The organism is Moorella naiadis (nom. illeg.), from assembly GCF_051020825.1.
GTDB classification, from domain to species: Bacteria; Bacillota; DSM-521; order Neomoorellales; family Neomoorellaceae; genus Neomoorella; species Neomoorella naiadis.
The window spans coordinates 1-18017 of sequence record NZ_JAXGFQ010000026.1 but is presented as its reverse complement, the minus strand read 5'-3'; the positions used below and the strand labels follow the sequence as shown (position 1 = coordinate 18017).

At 49.4% G+C, this 18017-nt stretch carries 19 protein-coding genes; all 19 read left to right on the top strand.

Annotation, left to right across the window (positions count from 1 at the left end; translation table 11 throughout):
• The first annotated feature begins 34 nt into the window (after positions 1–34).
• The 19 genes from flgL to SDD30_RS13705 all read left to right on the top strand — a co-directional run bounded on the left by flgL (position 35) and on the right by SDD30_RS13705 (position 17929).
• Positions 35–949 carry a flagellar hook-associated protein FlgL gene (gene flgL / locus SDD30_RS13795; RefSeq protein ID WP_434075511.1) on the top strand — a complete coding sequence of 305 codons (915 nt, stop codon included), beginning with the start codon at positions 35–37 and terminating at the stop codon, positions 947–949.
• A gap of 277 nt (positions 950–1226) precedes the next feature.
• The gene (fliW, locus tag SDD30_RS13790; protein ID WP_434075510.1) at positions 1227–1703 is read left to right on the top strand and encodes a flagellar assembly protein FliW; all 477 of its coding nucleotides are present in this window, start codon (positions 1227–1229) and stop codon (positions 1701–1703) included.
• A 102-nt stretch (positions 1704–1805) separates the two neighbouring features.
• Positions 1806–2036 carry a carbon storage regulator CsrA gene (csrA, locus tag SDD30_RS13785; protein WP_434075509.1) on the top strand — a complete coding sequence of 77 codons (231 nt, stop codon included), beginning with the start codon at positions 1806–1808 and terminating at the stop codon, positions 2034–2036.
• Between the two features lie 275 nt (positions 2037–2311).
• Complete coding sequence (locus SDD30_RS13780; RefSeq protein WP_434075508.1) at positions 2312–3283, top strand: NAD-dependent 4,6-dehydratase LegB; 972 nt, start codon at positions 2312–2314, stop codon at positions 3281–3283.
• Between the two features lie 15 nt (positions 3284–3298).
• Positions 3299–4408: a LegC family aminotransferase gene (locus SDD30_RS13775; protein ID WP_434075507.1), complete on the top strand. Its 1110-nt coding sequence runs from the start codon at positions 3299–3301 to the stop codon at positions 4406–4408.
• Positions 4409–4441: 33 nt separating this feature from the next.
• Positions 4442–5077, top strand: a complete 636-nt coding sequence (locus SDD30_RS13770) for an acetyltransferase (protein ID WP_434075506.1) — start codon at positions 4442–4444, stop codon at positions 5075–5077.
• Positions 5078–5107: 30 nt separating this feature from the next.
• Positions 5108–6310, top strand: coding sequence for a UDP-N-acetylglucosamine 2-epimerase (gene neuC / locus SDD30_RS13765; RefSeq protein WP_434075505.1), 1203 nt, complete (start codon positions 5108–5110; stop codon positions 6308–6310).
• Complete coding sequence (neuB, locus tag SDD30_RS13760; protein WP_434075504.1) at positions 6300–7313, top strand: N-acetylneuraminate synthase; 1014 nt, start codon at positions 6300–6302, stop codon at positions 7311–7313. The genes neuC and neuB overlap by 11 nt, the downstream gene beginning before the upstream one ends.
• A 154-nt stretch (positions 7314–7467) precedes the next feature.
• On the top strand, positions 7468–8532 hold the full coding sequence (locus SDD30_RS13755; protein ID WP_434075503.1) for a nucleotidyltransferase family protein: 1065 nt from the start codon (positions 7468–7470) through the stop codon (positions 8530–8532).
• A 153-nt stretch (positions 8533–8685) separates the two neighbouring features.
• Positions 8686–9384, top strand: a complete 699-nt coding sequence (locus tag SDD30_RS13750; protein ID WP_434075502.1) for an acylneuraminate cytidylyltransferase family protein — start codon at positions 8686–8688, stop codon at positions 9382–9384.
• 14 nt (positions 9385–9398) lie between these two features.
• Entirely contained in the window at positions 9399–10268 is an 870-nt protein-coding gene (locus SDD30_RS13745; RefSeq protein WP_434075501.1) for a hypothetical protein, read from the top strand.
• A 13-nt stretch (positions 10269–10281) separates the two neighbouring features.
• The gene (locus SDD30_RS13740; protein ID WP_434075500.1) at positions 10282–11469 is read left to right on the top strand and encodes a glycosyltransferase family protein; all 1188 of its coding nucleotides are present in this window, start codon (positions 10282–10284) and stop codon (positions 11467–11469) included.
• 202 nt (positions 11470–11671) lie between these two features.
• Entirely contained in the window at positions 11672–12529 is an 858-nt protein-coding gene (locus tag SDD30_RS13735; protein WP_434075499.1) for a flagellin N-terminal helical domain-containing protein, read from the top strand.
• A 79-nt stretch (positions 12530–12608) separates the two neighbouring features.
• The gene (locus tag SDD30_RS13730) at positions 12609–14489 is read left to right on the top strand and encodes a motility associated factor glycosyltransferase family protein (RefSeq protein ID WP_434075498.1); all 1881 of its coding nucleotides are present in this window, start codon (positions 12609–12611) and stop codon (positions 14487–14489) included.
• Entirely contained in the window at positions 14482–14880 is a 399-nt protein-coding gene (locus SDD30_RS13725; protein ID WP_434075497.1) for a DUF8042 domain-containing protein, read from the top strand. The genes SDD30_RS13730 and SDD30_RS13725 overlap by 8 nt, the downstream gene beginning before the upstream one ends.
• 90 nt (positions 14881–14970) lie before the next feature.
• Complete coding sequence (locus SDD30_RS13720; RefSeq protein WP_434075496.1) at positions 14971–15360, top strand: flagellar protein FlaG; 390 nt, start codon at positions 14971–14973, stop codon at positions 15358–15360.
• A gap of 11 nt (positions 15361–15371) precedes the next feature.
• The gene (fliD, locus tag SDD30_RS13715) at positions 15372–16820 is read left to right on the top strand and encodes a flagellar filament capping protein FliD (RefSeq protein ID WP_434075495.1); all 1449 of its coding nucleotides are present in this window, start codon (positions 15372–15374) and stop codon (positions 16818–16820) included.
• Between the two features lie 178 nt (positions 16821–16998).
• Positions 16999–17415, top strand: a complete 417-nt coding sequence (fliS, locus tag SDD30_RS13710; RefSeq protein ID WP_434075494.1) for a flagellar export chaperone FliS — start codon at positions 16999–17001, stop codon at positions 17413–17415.
• Between the two features lie 31 nt (positions 17416–17446).
• A complete protein-coding gene (locus tag SDD30_RS13705; protein ID WP_434075493.1) occupies positions 17447–17929 on the top strand; it encodes a hypothetical protein in 483 nt (160 codons plus the stop codon).
• Positions 17930–18017 lie beyond the last annotated feature (88 nt).

The window sequence follows — 18017 nt, the reverse complement described above, 5'->3', positions numbered from 1 at the left end:
CACTCTAATAGCGTAATCCGCCGGAGGTGAAAAAATGCGCGTAACCAATAGAATGCTTAATAATAATGTGATCCGCAATATCAACCGTAACCTGGAGAACATGGCCCGCACCCAGGAGCAGATGTCCTCCGGCAAAAGGGTCAACCGTCCCTCCGATGATCCCATCGTCGTCGCCCGGGTCCTGGCCTTTAAGACCTCCATCGCCGCCAACGACCAGTATAAAAAGAACATGGAAGACGCCAAAGGGTGGCTTGACGCCTCGGAAAGCGCTCTGGGCATGGTTACCGCCACCCTCCAGCGTGCCCGCGAGTTGGCCGTCTACGGCGCCAACGGTACTATGCCCAAAGAATCCATGGAAGCCCTGGGGGCGGAAGTGGATCAACTTATTGACGAGCTAGTGCAGACAGCCAACACCTCCTACGGCGGTAGATTTGTTTTCGGCGGCAGCCGGACCACCGCCGCCCCTTTTACCCGTTCCGGCAGTACAGTGAGTTATAGCGGCAATACCCAGGATTTGAACTGGGAAGTGGCGCCCCAGGTAACGATTGCCGTCAACGTGAACGGGAATGCTGCTTTTATGCAGGCAATTGATACCAATAACGATGGTATACCGGATAAAGACATCTTTAGTTTACTGCAGGATCTCCATACCGCCTTAATGAACCACGACAACACCGCTGTTTCTAACACTCTGGGCCAGTTTGACCAGGCCATCGACCACATTCTGGATCTCCGCGCCACCCTGGGCGCTAAGAGCAACCGTATGGAGATGGCCACTTCCCGCCTGGACGACACCCAGATCGGCCTGACGAAAACCATGTCCAAGCTGGAGGATATCGACCTGGCCGAGACCGTCATGAATTACAAAAACCAGGAGAATGTCTACCGCGCCTCCCTGGCCACCGGCGCCATGGTCCTGCAGCCGAGCCTGATTGATTACCTACATTAGTTTTGGCGTGAGGGTGACAGCTCAGGTCGGGCGGCTGACAACAGGTAAACTGCCTTACTAACCCGTGCAAAGTAAGCCACCACACCGGATCTTTACTAATCCTATCTTTAAGAGTATGGCTAAGTAAGCGGTTGCAAATTAGCCGTTAATAACCGCTATTTAAGGAAATGGAAATAACAGGGCCTTTTTCAGGTCAAACCGCATTAAAAAGATTACGGCCTGCGGGGTAATTTTTATTGCCCCGGCGGGCGCTTTATTTATCAGGGAGGCAATACCCGTGCAAATCAGCACCACCCGTTTTGGCCCGGTAGAAGTAAAACCGGAAGAACTACTTTTTTTCCCCGGAGGCGTTCCTGCCTTCGAGGAGCTGCGGGAGTTCTTCTTTTACCCTATCCCCGAAAACCAGGCCTTCACCTGGCTCCAAGCCGCCGCCGACCCGGAGGTGGCTTTCCTCCTGGCCGACCCTTTCCTCTTTTTCCCTGGCTACGCCGTCGAGCTGCCGGCCAGCCTTCAGGAAGAGTTAAATATAGAGAAACCGGCGGACGCCCTGGTCTATGCCGTCGTGACCATCCCTGACGGCGACATCCGCCGGGCCACGGCCAACCTGGTCGGACCCGTGGTCATTAACCTCACAGCCAGGCGGGGTATGCAGATCGTCTTGGAAGGGACAAAATATACTACCAGGCACCCACTGTTTAGGGCGTCATTCGCTGGTGGCGAGTCAGTACCACCGAACGGGGGAAATAAGAGGTAGACGGATGTTTATTTGAAACTGGCGACGCCGGCTTCTACAAGAATCTCACCTCTCATCTCTCACATCTACCTCACACATCTCATTGCGGAGGAGTTGCCGCCTGTGCTGGTCCTCACCCGGCGGGTAAACGATGCTATAATCATCGATAACCGCATTAAAGTCACCATCGTCAGCATTGAAGACGATAAAGTCCGCATCGGTATCGACGCCCCGCCGGAGGTGCCCATCGTCCGTCAGGAACTCCTGGCCGCCGTGGCGGACGAAAACAAAGCCGCCGCCCGGACGCCGGCCGTAGCCCTGGGTAATTTACCTTTTAAAGTGACACAGCGTTAATAGTAATAGCATTGAGGGTTTACCGTTGTTATGATATGAAATATAATTATTCTCGGCAGTGCAGCAGTGGCCGGGTTTTTTATTATTCTCCAGCTACGCAAGAAAATCTTACTTTTACCCCTACAGCCTTGTTGCAAAATGTCGATAATCATAGATGTCAAAGCCAAGAAACAAAATTAATATATAAAAACAAAATTAATATATAATAGGACAAAATAAGGCACCCAAAATAACATATAAAGGAAAACAACAAAAACAAAGGAGAGATACATTTTTTGCGTATTTTAGTTACCGGTGCCGGCGGTTTCATAGGATCACATCTGGCAGAAGAGCTCGTAAGACAGGGCCACACCGTGCGGGCGTTCATCCACTATAACTCCCGCAATAACTGGGGTTGGCTGGAGGAAAGCGAATTTAAGGATGACATCGAAGTTTATACCGGCGATATCCGCGATTACGATAGCGTTAAAGCTTCGTTAGAGGGAAGAGAAGCCGTATATCACCTGGCAGCTTTGATAGGTATACCTTATTCATACGTCTCACCAATTGCTTATATCAAAACCAATATCGAAGGGACTTATAATATCTGCCAGGCCGCCAGGGAGCAAGGGGTTGCCCGGGTGGTCCATACCTCAACCTCGGAAGTTTATGGCACAGCCCGTTACGTGCCAATCGACGAAAACCATCCCCTCCAGGCCCAATCACCTTATGCAGCCAGCAAAATCGGGGCCGATCAACTGGCCTGGAGTTTTTACCGCTCCTTTGCTTTACCGGTAACTATCGTCCGGCCTTTTAATACCTATGGCCCGCGTCAGTCGGCCCGGGCGGTAATCCCAACGATAATAACCCAGTTATTAAACGGCCAGGAGGAAATCAAACTCGGTAATTTAACCCCGACCCGGGACTTCAATTTTGTCAAAGACACTGTAAGCGGTTTTATAACCGCAGGCCTTTCACCTCATACAGTGGGGGAAGTAGTAAACATCGGCAGCGGCCGGGAAATAAGCATCGGCGACCTGGTTAATCTGTTAGAGAAATTAACGGGGGTAAAAGTAAAAACCAGGGCGGATGCAGAACGTTATCGGCCGGAAGCGAGTGAAGTAGAACGTTTATGCTGCGATAACCGCAAAGCAAACCAGCTGGCAGGATGGCAACCAAAAGTCTCCTTAAGGGAAGGACTGGCAATGACAATTGAGTGGTTTAAAAATCGCCTGGAGTTATATAAAACTGGGCAATATAACATATAAGGCGGCGCCTTACTGATGCAGGAAATCAAGATCCCGCTGGACTGGCCTAATCTCGGTGAGTTGGAGAAGGACTATGTATTAAAAGCCTTGGAAAGCGGTTATGTCTCTTCAGCAGGGCCCCTAGTAAGGGAGTTTGAGCAGCGCTTTGCCGCTTATTTAGGTATCAGCCAGGCAGTAGCAGTAGTAAACGGCACGGCCGGCCTGCACCTGGCCCTGAAATTATTGGGGATCGGGCCAGGGGACGAAGTTATTGTACCAGCCCTGACCTTTATTGCCACGGTGAATCCGGTCGTATACGCCGGGGCCAGGCCGGTAGTGGTCGACGTTGATCCCTGGACGTGGAACATCGATCCCGCCGCGATAGAAAAAGCCATTACCAAACACACACGAGCAATAATCCCGGTCCACCTCTACGGCAACCCGGCCGACATGGATGCCATCCTGGGATTGGCCCGGAAGTACGGGCTGTATGTGCTAGAAGATGCTACTGAAGCTTTAGGTTCAACTTATAAAGGAAAAAAAGCAGGCACTTTCGGCCAGATAAGCGTTTTTAGCTTCAACGGCAATAAAATTATCACTACCGGCGGCGGCGGTATGCTGGTAACGGCCAACCCTGACCTGGCCCGCCGGGCCAGGCTCCTGGTCAACCAAGGCCGGGAGCCCGGGGAAACCGAGTATGAGCATAAGGAGATAGGCTTCAATTACCGCCTAACCAATCTCCAGGCGGCCCTGGGCCTGGCGCAATTAGAACGCCTGCCGGAGTTTTTGGCGACCAAAAGGCGCCATGCAGCGATTTATCGCCGGGAACTGCAAGGCCTCCCCGGCCTGAGCTGGCAAGAAGAGCTACCCGGGGCGGAGAGTAACTGGTGGCTTTTTTCAATAGTATTGGACGAGGGGAAATTTAAAGCCAACAAGCCCGTTCTGATCCAGTGGCTAAAAAGCCGGGGCATCCAGGCCCGCCCCTTATTTAAGCCTGTATCCCAGCAACCGTGCTACCGTGGGTCTAACTTTCCCCCATGTGCAATAGCTGCCCAGTTGCATCAAAACGGTATAAACTTACCCAGCGCCAGTTTTTTGACCGAAGAGGATATAATGGCCGTATGTGCAGTTCTTAAATCTTATTAATAAATTAATAAAGAGGGGCTGACCTGTTCAGCCATGTCTTTACCGATTGTGATTGTCGGCGCCGGGGGACACGCCATAGTCGTCAGCGAGATAATCCAGGCAACCGGCAACTACGAAATTATCGGCTGCACTGACCCGCGACAGGATAATGCGCTAGCAGATTTGGGTATCAAATACCTGGGCGGCGATGATGTTTTACCCGCCGTTAAACGGGCCGGCGTAGACATGGCGGCTATGGGTATGGCCGGTTTTAATAACGACTACCGCCGCAAGCTGTATGAAAAAGTCCTCAGCCTGGGCTTTAATTTTCCGGTACTGCGTCACCCGGCAGCTATAATAGCCTCGGGTGCTACCCTTGGTAATGGCGTTGTAATTATGGCCGGCGCCGTAATTAACCCGGCGGTTACAGTTGGCGCAAATGTAATTATTAATACCGGAGCCATAATCGAACACGGCTGCCGGATAGGACATTCGGCGCAAGTTGGTCCTGGAGCTATTCTCTGCGGCAGTGTTATCGTTGCAGAGGAAGCCTTCATCGGCGCCGGCGCCTGCGTCATCCAGGGGAAACGCATCGGACGGGGTGCCATAGTCGGAGCCGGGGCGGTAGTTATCGACGATGTACCGGCAGGGGCCACCGTAGCCGGTAACCCGGCCCGGGTTAGATCCTGACCAGGATCATTTATTGGAGGCCTGCAACCTGTGAGAAAAATCGCGGTTTTAACCTCTGCCAGGTCAGAATATGGCTTGTTTAAACCGGTTTTGAGAGGAATCAAGGAATCAACGCAATTGCAGTTATCGTTTATTGTTGCCGGTGAGCACCTGGTTCCTTGGAAAGGATATACCATCAACGAGATTAAGAATGATGGTTTTGACATCACTGCTACAGTTAACAATGCCCTGGCCGCTGATAATAAAGATGCAATTATAAAATCAGTGGGTTTGGCCATAATTTCCTTCGCTGATATAGTTGAGAAAATCAAACCGGACGTTTTCCTTTTATTGGGAGATAGATACGAACTTATTGCACCGGCTACAGTAGCGTTAATTCAAAGAATACCAATAGCCCATATTGCCGGTGGGGAATCAACTGGCGGGGTTTTGGACGACCAGGTCCGACACGCCATTACCAAGATGGCGCATCTCCATTTCCCGGCGACCTGGGAATACGGCTGGCGAGTAAGGCAGATGGGCGAGGAAGCCTGGCGCATCCATGTCGTGGGCGCTCCGGCGGTGGAAAATATTTACAACAAAGACTATATGCTCATAGATGAATTAAAAGAGAGTTTAGGCATTGATCCTGGGAAACCGACCATGCTGGTCACTTACCACCCCGAAACATTAGAAAAGGGCCATTCTCCCGCAGAAGAAGTAGATAAGCTGATAGCTGCTTTAAGATGTTTTTCAGAGTCCCAGCAGGTAATTACCTACCCGGGGACTGAAGCCGGCTTTCAGAGTATTATTGCTGCGTGGCAACGTTATGCAGGAGATAGCCTTAATGTAATCATCAAGGACAGCCTTGGTTCGAGGGGTTACCTGGGCTTGATGCGTTTAGCCTCCGTCGTTGTCGGCAATTCTTCCAGCGGCATAATTGAAGCGCCGAGTTTTCATGTCCCGACTGTAAATATCGGCGAACGCCAAAAAGGCAGAATTAGGGCCGCTAGTATAATAGATGTCCCTTGCAAAAAAGAAGAAATTGTTAAAGGGATAAAGAAAGCTTTAGAAGATCGAGATTTTCGGCAAAGGTTAAAAGGAGTTGTCAATCCTTACGATCCTTATGGAGACGGCAACGTAAGCGGCAGGATTGTCAAAGTACTGGAGGAAATACCTCTTGATCGCAAGCTGTTAGAAAAACGCCTGGATTTTCCCGCTCCCGAGGAAAAGAGGAATTACCATGTCCGGTAGGGTTTTCATTATCGCCGAAGCGGGCGTCAACCACAATGGCAGCCTGGAGCTGGCTAAAAGATTAGTAGATGCGGCGATAGAATCGGGGGCAGACGCCGTCAAGTTTCAGACTTTCAAAGCTGAAGCAGTAGTAAACCCCAATGCCGAGCGGGCCCAATATCAAAGGGAAAATATACCCGAAAGAGACGAAAGCCAGCTGGAGATGATTAAACGGCTGGAACTGAGCTACAGCCAATTCCAGGAGCTCCATAGTTACTGCCGGGAAAGGGGCATCATGTTTCTATCTTCGCCCTTTGATATGGAAAGCATCGACTTTCTGGCAGAGCTCGGTGTAACGTATTTTAAGGTCCCTTCGGGCGAAATCACCAACTGCCCTTACTTGCGCCGGATCGCCAACAAAAAGCGGCCGGTCATCCTTTCCACCGGCATGGCGACCTTGGGTGAAGTAGAGGGGGCAATACAGATTATACGGGAAGCCGGGGCGACGGATATTATCCTCCTGCACTGCACCACCAATTACCCTGCCCCGCCGGAGGAAGTAAATTTAAAGGCCATGCTGACCATGAAGCAGGCCTTCGCTCTACCGGTAGGCTATTCAGATCACACCATGGGAATCGCTATACCCATTGCAGCAGCGGCCCTGGGGGCGGAAGTGATTGAGAAACACTTAACCCTGGATCGCACCCTCCCCGGTCCCGACCACCGCGCCTCCCTGGAGCCGGGAGAGTTTAAAGAAATGGTCGCGGCCGTCCGCCAGGTGGAAAAAAGCCTGGGGGACGGCATCAAACGGCCGGCGCCGGGCGAGCTGGCCATCATGCCGGCAGCCAGGCGCAGCCTGGTGGCGGCTAGGGACATAACCGCCGGGGAGATAGTCACCGAAGCCTGCCTGGTGGCCAAACGGCCCGGGACAGGCATCCCCCCCAGCTACTGGGACCTGGTGGTAGGTCGCCGGGCCAGGCAGGATATCCCCGCCGGCTGTATTTTAGACTGGGATATGATCTAAGGATTGGCGCCCGGACGCCTCCCGGTTATTACGGGATAACCAGGTGCTTTATCCTGGCAATAGCACAATTTACTACTTTCATCCTTCTGCTGGTGCCGCGGCAGCGGCATGGTAGTCTTGAATTGGAATGTGGCCTGTATACGGGGGAATGACCATGGGCTGGCACGATGAACAGCTCAAGGATTTATGGGCCTGGCCCGATGAGAGCCTGAAGCTGGCCCTGCCGCGTATGGACAGGGCCGGCCTGCAGGTGCTGCTGGTGGGGGATGCCGGCTGGCACCTCGCCGGTATAATAACCGACGGCGATATACGCCGCGCCCTTTTACGGGGAGAAAGCCTGGATGTTCCGGTAAGTAAGGTGATGCAGCCCCGTCCCCGGGTGCTCCCGGCAGATGCTTCCCTGGCGGCGGCCCGGCAGTTAATGCTGGCCCACAGTATTCGCCATATCCCCCTGGTAGATGGCGAGAACCGGGTAGTCGACCTTTTACTATGGGTAGACCTTTTCGACAATAAAAGCGTGGAAAGACCGGAACCGGTGGTCATTATGGCCGGGGGAAAGGGTACCCGGCTGGACCCCTTTACTAAAATTTTGCCCAAACCCATGATCCCCTTGGGCGATAAGCCGATAGTGGAGGTGTTGATGGACAGATTTTATGACCAGGGGTTTAAGCGGTTTTTCCTTTCCTTAGGTTACAAGGCCGAGGTGGTCAAATTATATTTCAACGACAGCAACGGGCGGCCTTATAAGGTAAATTTTGTTCAGGAAGAAGAGCCCCTGGGGACCGCCGGCGCCCTAAGGCTCCTGCGGCAGCAACTACGGGCGACTTTCCTGGTGACCAACTGCGACGTTATCATTGAGATGAATTATGGAGAATTATTGCGTTACCACCGGGAGAAGGGAAATGCCCTGACTATAGTGGGAGCTCTGCGGGATTTTACCGTTCCTTACGGCGTTTTGCGCACCGACGCCGGGGAATTTCACCTGATAGAAGAGAAACCCAATTTTCATTTTCTGGTCAATGTCGGCCTGTATGTGTTAGAGCCCGAGGTTTTAGAGGGCCTGGATAAGGGCTCTTCCATACATATGACGGATTTGATTATGGCCACTAAAGATAAAGGCCTCCGGGTGGGAGTATACCCCCATCACGGCCGCTGGTTTGATATCGGCCAGTGGGACGAATACCGCCAGACCCTACGGGCCTTTGACGGCCTGATGTAGGATAATTGCCGGTACCGGAACTTCCTCAGGCCGCGGTAACGGTCACATTGGTAATCCAACCCGCGGCATAGGATGTCCCGGCTGAACGGTGGTCGCCGGGTTAGCGGTCACACAGTAGTAGTCCGTGTTCGTAAGTGGAAAGGAGAAGAATTGGTGTATCAAGGTAAAACCATCCTCGGTTTTATCCCCGCCCGGGCCGGTTCCAAAGGCGTACCGGGAAAAAACATCAGGCCCCTAGCCGGGAAGCCTTTAATTGTCCATACCATCGAGACCGCCAGGGCCAGCGGCGTTTTTGATTACCTGTTGGTTTCAACTGACGGTAAAGAAATAGCCAGGATAGCCAGGCAAGCCGGGGCGGAAGTACCATTTATACGCCCGGCAGAGCTGGCAACCGACACGGCCCGGGGGAGCGATGTCCTCGCCCACACCATGGCCTGGTGCGAGGAACAGGGGCGCCTTTTCGATTGGGTAATGGCCCTGCAGCCGACCAGCCCTTTACGTAATGCGGACGACATCCTGGGTGCCTGCCGGTTAATGCTGGAACGCAATGCCCAGGCAGTCGTTTCAGTATGTGAAGTTGACCACCACCCCTGGTGGAGTAACACTTTGCCAGAAGATCTAAGTATGGAAAATTTTATCCAGCCCGAGATCCTAAATCTAAACCGCCAGGAATTACCCGTTTTTTATCGTTTGAACGGGGCTATTTATTTGGGCACATGGGAATTTATGAAAAAGCAAAAGTCCTGGTATGGCCCGCGAACATACGCCTATATTATGCCCCTTAGGCGCTCGGTGGATATCGATAATGAAGTTGATTTTGCCCTGGCTGAAGTTTTGCGGAGAAAGGTTTAAAGGAGTGATGATTTTTGCCATCTAGCAATTTTGGCCATCTTTTAGATGTACTCCAGGTTGTAACAATGCTCAACCCTTATTCGGTCCTGGATATCGGCGTCGGTTTTGGCAAGTATGGTTTTCTTTTACGTGAGCTGTTGGACTTAAAGCCGGGGGAAGAAGGGGGATATGCTAAATGGGCAAAGAAGATTGACGGAATTGAGATCGACTCCAGGTATTTAACACCTGTTCACAAGTATATTTATGATAAAATTTTTCTTGGCGATGCTTTAACGATAATCGAAAAAATGGATGGAATGTACGATTGTATTATTGCCATTGATGTATTAGAGCATTTCCGTAAAAAGGATGCCTACAAATTTATAAATTATTGCCAGGACAAAGGTCGCAATTTTTTAATCGCAACGCCGTATGTCTATTTTGATCAGGGAGAAGTTTTTAAGAATCCCTATGAAGAACATTTATCTGGCTGGACGATTCATGACCTTAAAAAAGCGGGGGCCAAATATCTCTGGCGTTCCGGATTGGCCGTGCTCGCCCTTTTTACTGCCAACAATTTGCCTTTTCCTGCGGCAGAAATCGTATCCGATCAAACGTTATCTAACACCGACATAATTAATTTTAAGAGTATGCTGGCAATGTACATCAAAACAGGTCAGGTAGAAGAATGTAGAGATGCCAGCAGTCAATATTTGGAGCTCATTCCGGATGACATGGAAGTGCTGTTGCTAAATGCCCTATGTTTAGAAATACAGGGAGATTATCTAGCAGCAGCAAACAAAGCGATAAGGGCTCTTGAAATTAATGGCGAAAATCAGGTGGCCAGGGCTATTTTAAACCGCTGTATGAAAAATGGGATTATTAATGCCGGACAAGTTTTTTAAAGGGGAAATAGCGATGGGCAAAGTTGTAATTTACAAAGGGCAGTCTCAATATGATGTCCTGCGTATCTTCGCGGATCAACTGACGGGAGCTTTTCAATCTTTGGGTAAGGATGTTGATATCGTAGACTTTTTAGCACCAGATTCGTCGATGCGATTACAAGAAGCTTTTGCAGGCCCTATTGAGTTGGTTATAGCTTTCAATGCAATTGGTATAGATTTCCGCTTAGGTGCTAAGTCTTTATATGATGCCCGGGAAGTACCTTTTGTTGCAATCATGGTGGATCACCCGGTTTATCACCTGCAACGGCTGGAACAAGAGGTAGAGAATTTAATTATAGCTTGCGTAGATCGGTCCCATGTTAACTTTATAAATAATTATTTTAGTTTCCAAAAGTCCTCTATCTTTTTGCCTCACGGTGGCTGTTATGTTAGCCAGGGCAGTATTAATCCCAACCAACAGCCGCGGGATATAGATGTTCTATTTGGCGGTTCTTTTGCCGATCCTGATATCCTCCGTAATCTCTGGAATGACCCCAAAAATTTGTTGACAAATTTACTGAATGATATAGCTGACTTTTTGCTGACCCAAGATTGTTTAAGTATTGAAGAAGGAGCAGATCAGGTTTTAGCGGCGCGGGGGATTTACCTCAGTTATGAGTTGACGCGAAAATTTATTTTGTTATTGCCCCTTGTTGACAAATACATCCGGGCCTACCGTCGCTTGGCATGTCTGAAAACACTGGCCAGGAGTGGCTTGAAAGTCGAAATATACGGTTCGAATTGGGAAAGCGCCGGGTTGGACGGCAATTTCATTATCCATCAGGCTATAAGCTTTCCGGAAATGTTAAATCTCATGCAGCGGGCCAGAATTGTCCTTAATATTGGCCCCAATTTTCCTGACGGGTCTCATGAACGCGTTTTTTCGGCTATGTTAAACGGGGCGGTTGCTGTAAGCGACTATAATAAATTTTACGCCCAGGAATTTGTTAATGGCGAGAATATTATTTTATATTCGTGGACCAAACTTGATACTCTACCGGACCAGGTCGCCGGTCTTCTTTCCCGCCAGGATAAATTAAATGAAATAGCTTTGGCAGGGAGACGGTTGGCAATACAAAAACATACCTGGTTAGAGCGGGCCCAGACTATTTTACAGAGGGTGGACATTTATAAGGGTTTAAAGCCGCTGAAGGTGCATTAAAAAGTAACAGCAGGCTTTTTAGGTCTAAATAATGATTTAAAAGTGACGATAATAGAAGGAGAAGATGTTTTACCTGAGCAAGGCTGAAACTCTTTTCAAGGAGGTGAGGCGGAAAAATAAAGGGCAGCAGGATGTTGGGCGGTAAAGGTTTTAAAATTCAAGGCAGGGATGCCGGCATTAACTTCAAGGAGGATGATTTAAGTTGATTATCAGCCAGAATTTAACAGCACTGAATGCCTACCGGAATTTATCAATTACCCAGAATGCCCTGAGCAAATCTATGGAAAAGCTTTCCTCGGGCTTCAGGATCAACAGGGCCGCTGATGATGCCGCCGGCCTGGCCATCAGCGAAAAAATGCGGGGCCAGGTTAATGGCCTGAACCAGGCGGTGCGCAACGCCCAGGATGGGATTTCTTTAATCCAGACGGCAGAAGGCGCCCTTAATGAAACCCATGCCATTTTGCAACGGATGCGGGAGTTAACGGTACAAGCTGCCAATGATACCAATACTGCGGCGGACCGTAGTCAGATCCAAAAGGAATTAGATAATTTAAAGAGTGAACTAAGCCGGATTGCTAGTACAACTCAGTTTAACACCAAAAATCTTCTTGGGAAAGTTAGCGGCACTACAATGGCCCAGGCAAAATTTACTTTCCAGATCGGAGCTAACAGCGGGCAAACTATACAGCTTAGCATAAATAATATGAGCGCCACGGGACTGGGGATTGCTAGCGGCACAGCAAACAAAATCAATGTTTCGGGAGCGAGCAAAACAGCTGCCAGTATTTCCGCTTTGTTGAGTACTATTGATAATGCCATCGGCAAAGTTTCCACGGAACGCGCCAACCTGGGGGCCGTGCAGAATAGGCTGGAGCACACCATTAATAACCTCAATGTCGCCAGCGAGAACCTGACGGCCGCGGAATCCCGGATCCGGGGCGTTGATATGGCCCAGGAAATGATGAATTTTACCCGGGATCAAATTCTCTCCCAGGCGGGCACTGCGATGCTGGCCCAGGCCAATCAGATACCGGCAACTGTATTACAATTGTTGAGGTAAAAATACTTAAAGTTATTAAGGTATGCAGTTTAAAGGACCGGCTTCAAGGCCGGTCCTTAATACAGCAAGGGGAAATATTATGACGGGAGACCGGTACCTAAAAAATATTGCCGCTTTTCACCTGGAACAGCAGTTGAATTTTATTAAGCCTGATACCAGAATAAAGATAGAGATTACCCCCAGTCATTGGGCGACTTTGCTGTATGAAGCTGGCGGTAAACATTATCCGCTCCATAGCCTCTATAACCCCCGCGAGGAAGCAAACCGTTGGGCCCAATCACAAGATGATGAAACGGAACTTTTTGTTATGCTCGGTTTTGGTTTAGGCTATTATGCGGAGGCTTTATTAAATAACAAAGAACGGGCGGAAATTCTGGCCGTTGAGGTTGTCGGCGGCGTTTTACAGGCAGCTTTATCTTTAAGGGATTTACACCACCTGGCCGCCAATCCCCGTTTTTATCTTCTGGCAGGGGAAGGCGAGGAAGTATTAAACAAAGTAGATTATATTATCAACCAAAGCCTTTACAAAAAAATAGAAATTTTACCTATGCCTTCCTATCGATTTATCATCCCGGAAAAGATAAAATGGCTGCAGGAACAATTGAGACAAAAGTTTATCCAGAGGACAGTCAACCTGGCGACCATCGAGAGTTTCTCCTTTACCTGGCTCGACAATTATACCGAGAATTTCCTTAGTTCCCTTGGAGATAATAATATCTCCTCCCTAAAGAATAAGTTTACTGGTGTACCGGCCATCCTGGTCTCGGCCGGGCCCTCCCTTACTAAAAGTATCACAACTTTACAGTTGGCCAAGGGGAAGGCTTTAATAGTTTGTAATGGTTCGGCGGTTAAGATCTTTGAAAGATACGGCCTAAAACCCGATCTCCTGGTATCGGTCGATGGCGATGCAGCCAATTACCAGCATTTTAAAAACCTGGTCACGGAAGATTTAATTTTAGCATATCCGCCGACTATTTATCCGCGTATTGTTTCCGAATTTAAGGGACGGCGTTATGTGATTACCCTGGATACCTTTCCCTTTGTCCAGTGGATGGATTATCTTTGCGACCGGCAAACTATAAACATTAGAAGCGGCCCTTCGGTAGCTAATACGGCCCTGGATATCGTTTATCAAATGGGATGCAACCCGATTATTTTTGTGGGCCAGGATTTGGCTTATACCGGCGGTTTTACCCATGCCGAGGGAGCGACCCACCGGGAAGAAATTCCCCAGGAGAACAGGGATTCTTTTTTACAGGTAAAAGGAATTAATGGTGACACCGTTTTAACGAGCCGTTCCTTGTGCTCAATGAAAACCTGGTTTGAGCAGTATATCCGGAACAAAGCTCAGGAAAGCCGGTTTTTTATTAATGCTTCGGCGGCGGGAGCCCATATTGAGGGGACACACGTCATGCCCCTTACGGATGCCCTGGCAAAATGGTGCCGGGAGGATATTGACCTGAAATTATTAAAAAAGGATACCAAGGAGTGCAAGGAAGAAAAAAATCTCTCGCCGGAGCGTTTCTACCCCGTATTAACCCAGTTGCAGTTAGCCCGGAAAGATCTAGGCAGGATTATGACTTTATGTAAGGAGGAGTTGGATAAAAAGATAGCTGCAACCGGGGAAAGTACCCGGGTTACATGGGAAGAATTTGAAACTACCGCTAAATATTTCCAGGCAATTGATAAAAAAATTACCGGGATGCCGGTTTTCCAGTATTTTATGCTGCCTGAAATTAGCCATGTTCTCGAAACAATTAACAGTTTCTTGGTGCCTAAAGTAAACGAGGAAAAAGGACTACAGGAAAAACTTAAGCTTTTGGTGGATACTTATGCCCTTTTTTCCCGGGCTCTCGTAGCTTATGGGGCGCATCTAAAAACAAATCTAAATAAGATGGTAGACGATTTGGAAGGTTACATTAGGGCATTAGAAAGGAAGGAGGAGAAGCCAGATGAGTGAACTCGAGCAAGAATCTATCCTGGAAGCGGAGAGTTACTTGCTTAAACTGCAAACGGCTACGGAGAAAATAGCCGATTTGTTTTTGGCAAATAAGCTTAGCGAAGCCCAGGGAATGATGGCCCTTTTTACGGAAGGATTGGACTGGCTTTTTAACGTAACTTCATCCCTAAATATTCTTCAAAATGATGGGCCGATAAATGAAGAGATCCAAAAACAATTACAAGCTATTAATACGATTTTAAGCAAAATGATGCAGGAAATGGAGGAGGAAAATCTAAGCTGCATGGCTGATCATTTGCGATATGAATTATTACCGGCCCTGGAGGCTTGGGGGTTGCTCTTAGGGCGACTTAAAGGAAAAATATTTAAGCAAACCCCGGCCGTGAATTAAAAACCATGGGTTAAATAAAACACTCAAAAACTTGTAATCTAAAACATATTAACTTATCAAGCCTCTCCAACCGGAGCCGATATACTAAGAGTGAGTAGCTTACGGATGGGGGAGGCGATGATGATGCGGGTGGAAGGCGTGGATCCCCTGGTGCTGGGGCAGGTTCAAAGCCAGACCCAGAAGCCGGCGGTCCAGGATGCCAAGAAGATTAGTATCTCGGCTGAAGGCGAGCAGCAACAGGGACAACAGGGGTATACGCGCGAAGACTATGAAAAGGCCATCAAGAAACTTAATAGTACCACCAGCCTGTTTGATATCAAATTAAAGTTCAAGCTGGATGAGGAAAGCGGCCAGTATTATGTTTTAGTAATTGACGCCAAGGAGGGTAAAGTTATTCGCCGCATACCTCCCGAGAACGTCCTCAAAATAGCCGACCAGATGCAGTATATGGTAGGCTTGCTACTTGATGAATTGATATAGGGGGTGGGCAAATGAGCGGGACGATGTATATCAGCGGTCTGGCTTCGGGATTAAATACGGATAGTATTATCCAGCAGTTAATGGACATCGAGCGCATTCCGCTGGTAAATTTACAACAACGCCAATCAACCTATGAAACGCAGAAGAATGCCTGGCAGGATATCTATACCCGACTGACCTCTTTACAAAGTAAATTAGGGAATCTGGAGCTGGCAACTACTTTTACCAGCCTGAAGGCCACTTCCGGCAACCCGGCGGCTCTTACGGCTACGGTTGGCACGGGAGCCGTCGCCGGCAGCTACCAGGTCGGCGTTATCCAACTAGCCCAGGCTTATAAAGTAGCCAGCGTTAATCAAGTAACTACTGATGATACTGCGGCTTTAAATTTAAGTGGTACTTTTAGCATTACGGTGGGAGGACAGACCAGGAGTGTTACCGTCAGCGCTACTGACAGTTTGCAGTCCATCAGTAATTTGATTAATGCCCTACCGCCCTCAGGGCAAACCAGTCCCGGAGCCGGGGATATAGTAACGGCCAGCGTGGTGGATCACCGGCTGGTAATTACCAGCAAGACCAGCGGAGCCGCCGGGGGTATAACTTTTAGTGATCCCAATAAGGTGCTGAATAGTTTGGGTTTGGTAGATACCAGCGGGACTGTTTTAGCGGGGGCTGTCGTCCAGGCCGCCCAGGATGCCAAATTTACGGTCGACGGCCTGGCTATTTCCCGCCCAACCAATACGGTAAGCGATGTGATCGCCGGGGTGACGCTAAATCTCCTGGGGATTACCGACGCTAATAAAAATGGTACGATTGAAGCGGGAGAAACCGTCAGCTTACAAGTAGCCAATGATACCCAGCCGGCGGTTGATGCCATCCAGGCCCTGGTGGACCAGTACAACTCAGTCATGGATTTTATCAGCACTAAATTAGGGGACAAAGGTGACCTGCAGGGCGACCCCACTTTAGCGGGCATCCAGAGCCGTTTGTGGCAATTAATGACCGGCCAGGTAGCCGGATTGACCGGGAATTACCAAACGCCCTGGAGTATCGGTATCTCTACGGGACCTAATGTGGGTGACGGGGCGCTAACCTTTGACCGCAGCGGTAAAATAACCCTGGATACCACCAAACTTACCGCTGCCCTAACGGCGGACCCTAATGCCGTGGCTAATCTATTTAAAAATAGCGGCGGAACGGGTTTGGCGGAGAAACTCGACAGCTACATTGCCACCCTCGTGCGGGCAGGTGACGGGATTATCACTTCCCAGGAACAAGGGATACAAAATATCATCGATGATATGAACCAGCAAATTGCCGCCATGCAGGATCAGCTAAATGCCAAAGAAGACCAGTTGCGCCAACAGTTTACGGCCATGGAGACGGCACTGGCGTCTTTGCAGAGCCAGGGGGCCTGGTTGTCGGGGCAGCTTGCCGGATTGGGAGCCTATCAGGCGAAGTAGCTTATGCCCATTGGATTAAATCTCGTTTTATGATATTGATGTTCATGAAGCGGAGTAAAGGCGAAGATGCAAGATACAATTAATTTAGTGAGGGTAAAGACATAGCAGGCTTTAATAACAGGCTTTAATAAGTAGATATATTGATGTGACAAAGCGGATGCCGATCGAGGTGCAACATATGCTCGTAAACAACCCCTATCAGGCTTATCAGGAAAACCAGGTCCAGACCCTATCCCAGGAGAAGCTGGTCCTGATGCTCTATGACGGCGCCCTGCGTTTTTGCCGTCAGGGTCTGGCGGCCGTGGAGGAAAAGGATTATGCTGCCGTGAGCAAAAACTTGGGCCGGGCTGAGGATATTTTAAGTGAATTGATGGTGACCTTGAACCGGGAGGTAGGCGATATCGCCGAAAACTTGTTTAAACTTTATGAGTTTATGTATCGCCACCTGGTACAAGCCAACGTGAAGAAAAGCGCAAACATGATTAATGAAGTGATCGACCTTTTGCGACAACTACGCGATACCTGGGAAGAGGCAACTAAGGTTTATCAGACTCACGATTACCGCACCAGGGTGGGGATGAGCAGGCAGGGTTAGCAGGCCGAGTATTATTCATGAGGGTAATAGTATGGACGAAATAGCCAGGGTCGCTGATAAGCTGATTGCGGCTTATAACCAGGAAAAAGATTTGGTCAAGGCCTGGCAACATAAACTAGAGGAACAACTGCAGGCCATAGAAGCCGGCGCCTGGGATGATTTAAACAATCTCCTGGCGGCAGCTTTACCCTGGCGGGAAAAACTAAGCCTGGCCAGGCAAACCACGCGCCAATTGGAAAACCTTTTAGCAGCAGCTTCCGGGAGTGCGGCGCCGGATTGGGAGGATGCGGACCTGCCGCCGGTAACACACCGGGAGCTAACTGCAACCGCCCGGAATTTGTATTTAATTTGGGAAACGTGTCGTCCCCTGCAGGAAACTAGCGCAATTAAAATGCAGCAAGCTTTAGCCAGGGTCCGGGCAGAAATGGAGCAGGTACAAACAGCCCGGCAGGTGGCCCGAGCCTACCACCGGGAAAAAAGGGTCGCGCCGCGATGCCTGGATCGGCAGCTTTAATAATATATAGCATGATTCCGGTGCAAAAACCCTCTCAAAACACCTTCAAATCGACATAATGTAGCAGGAATATTTACCATAACGGCGA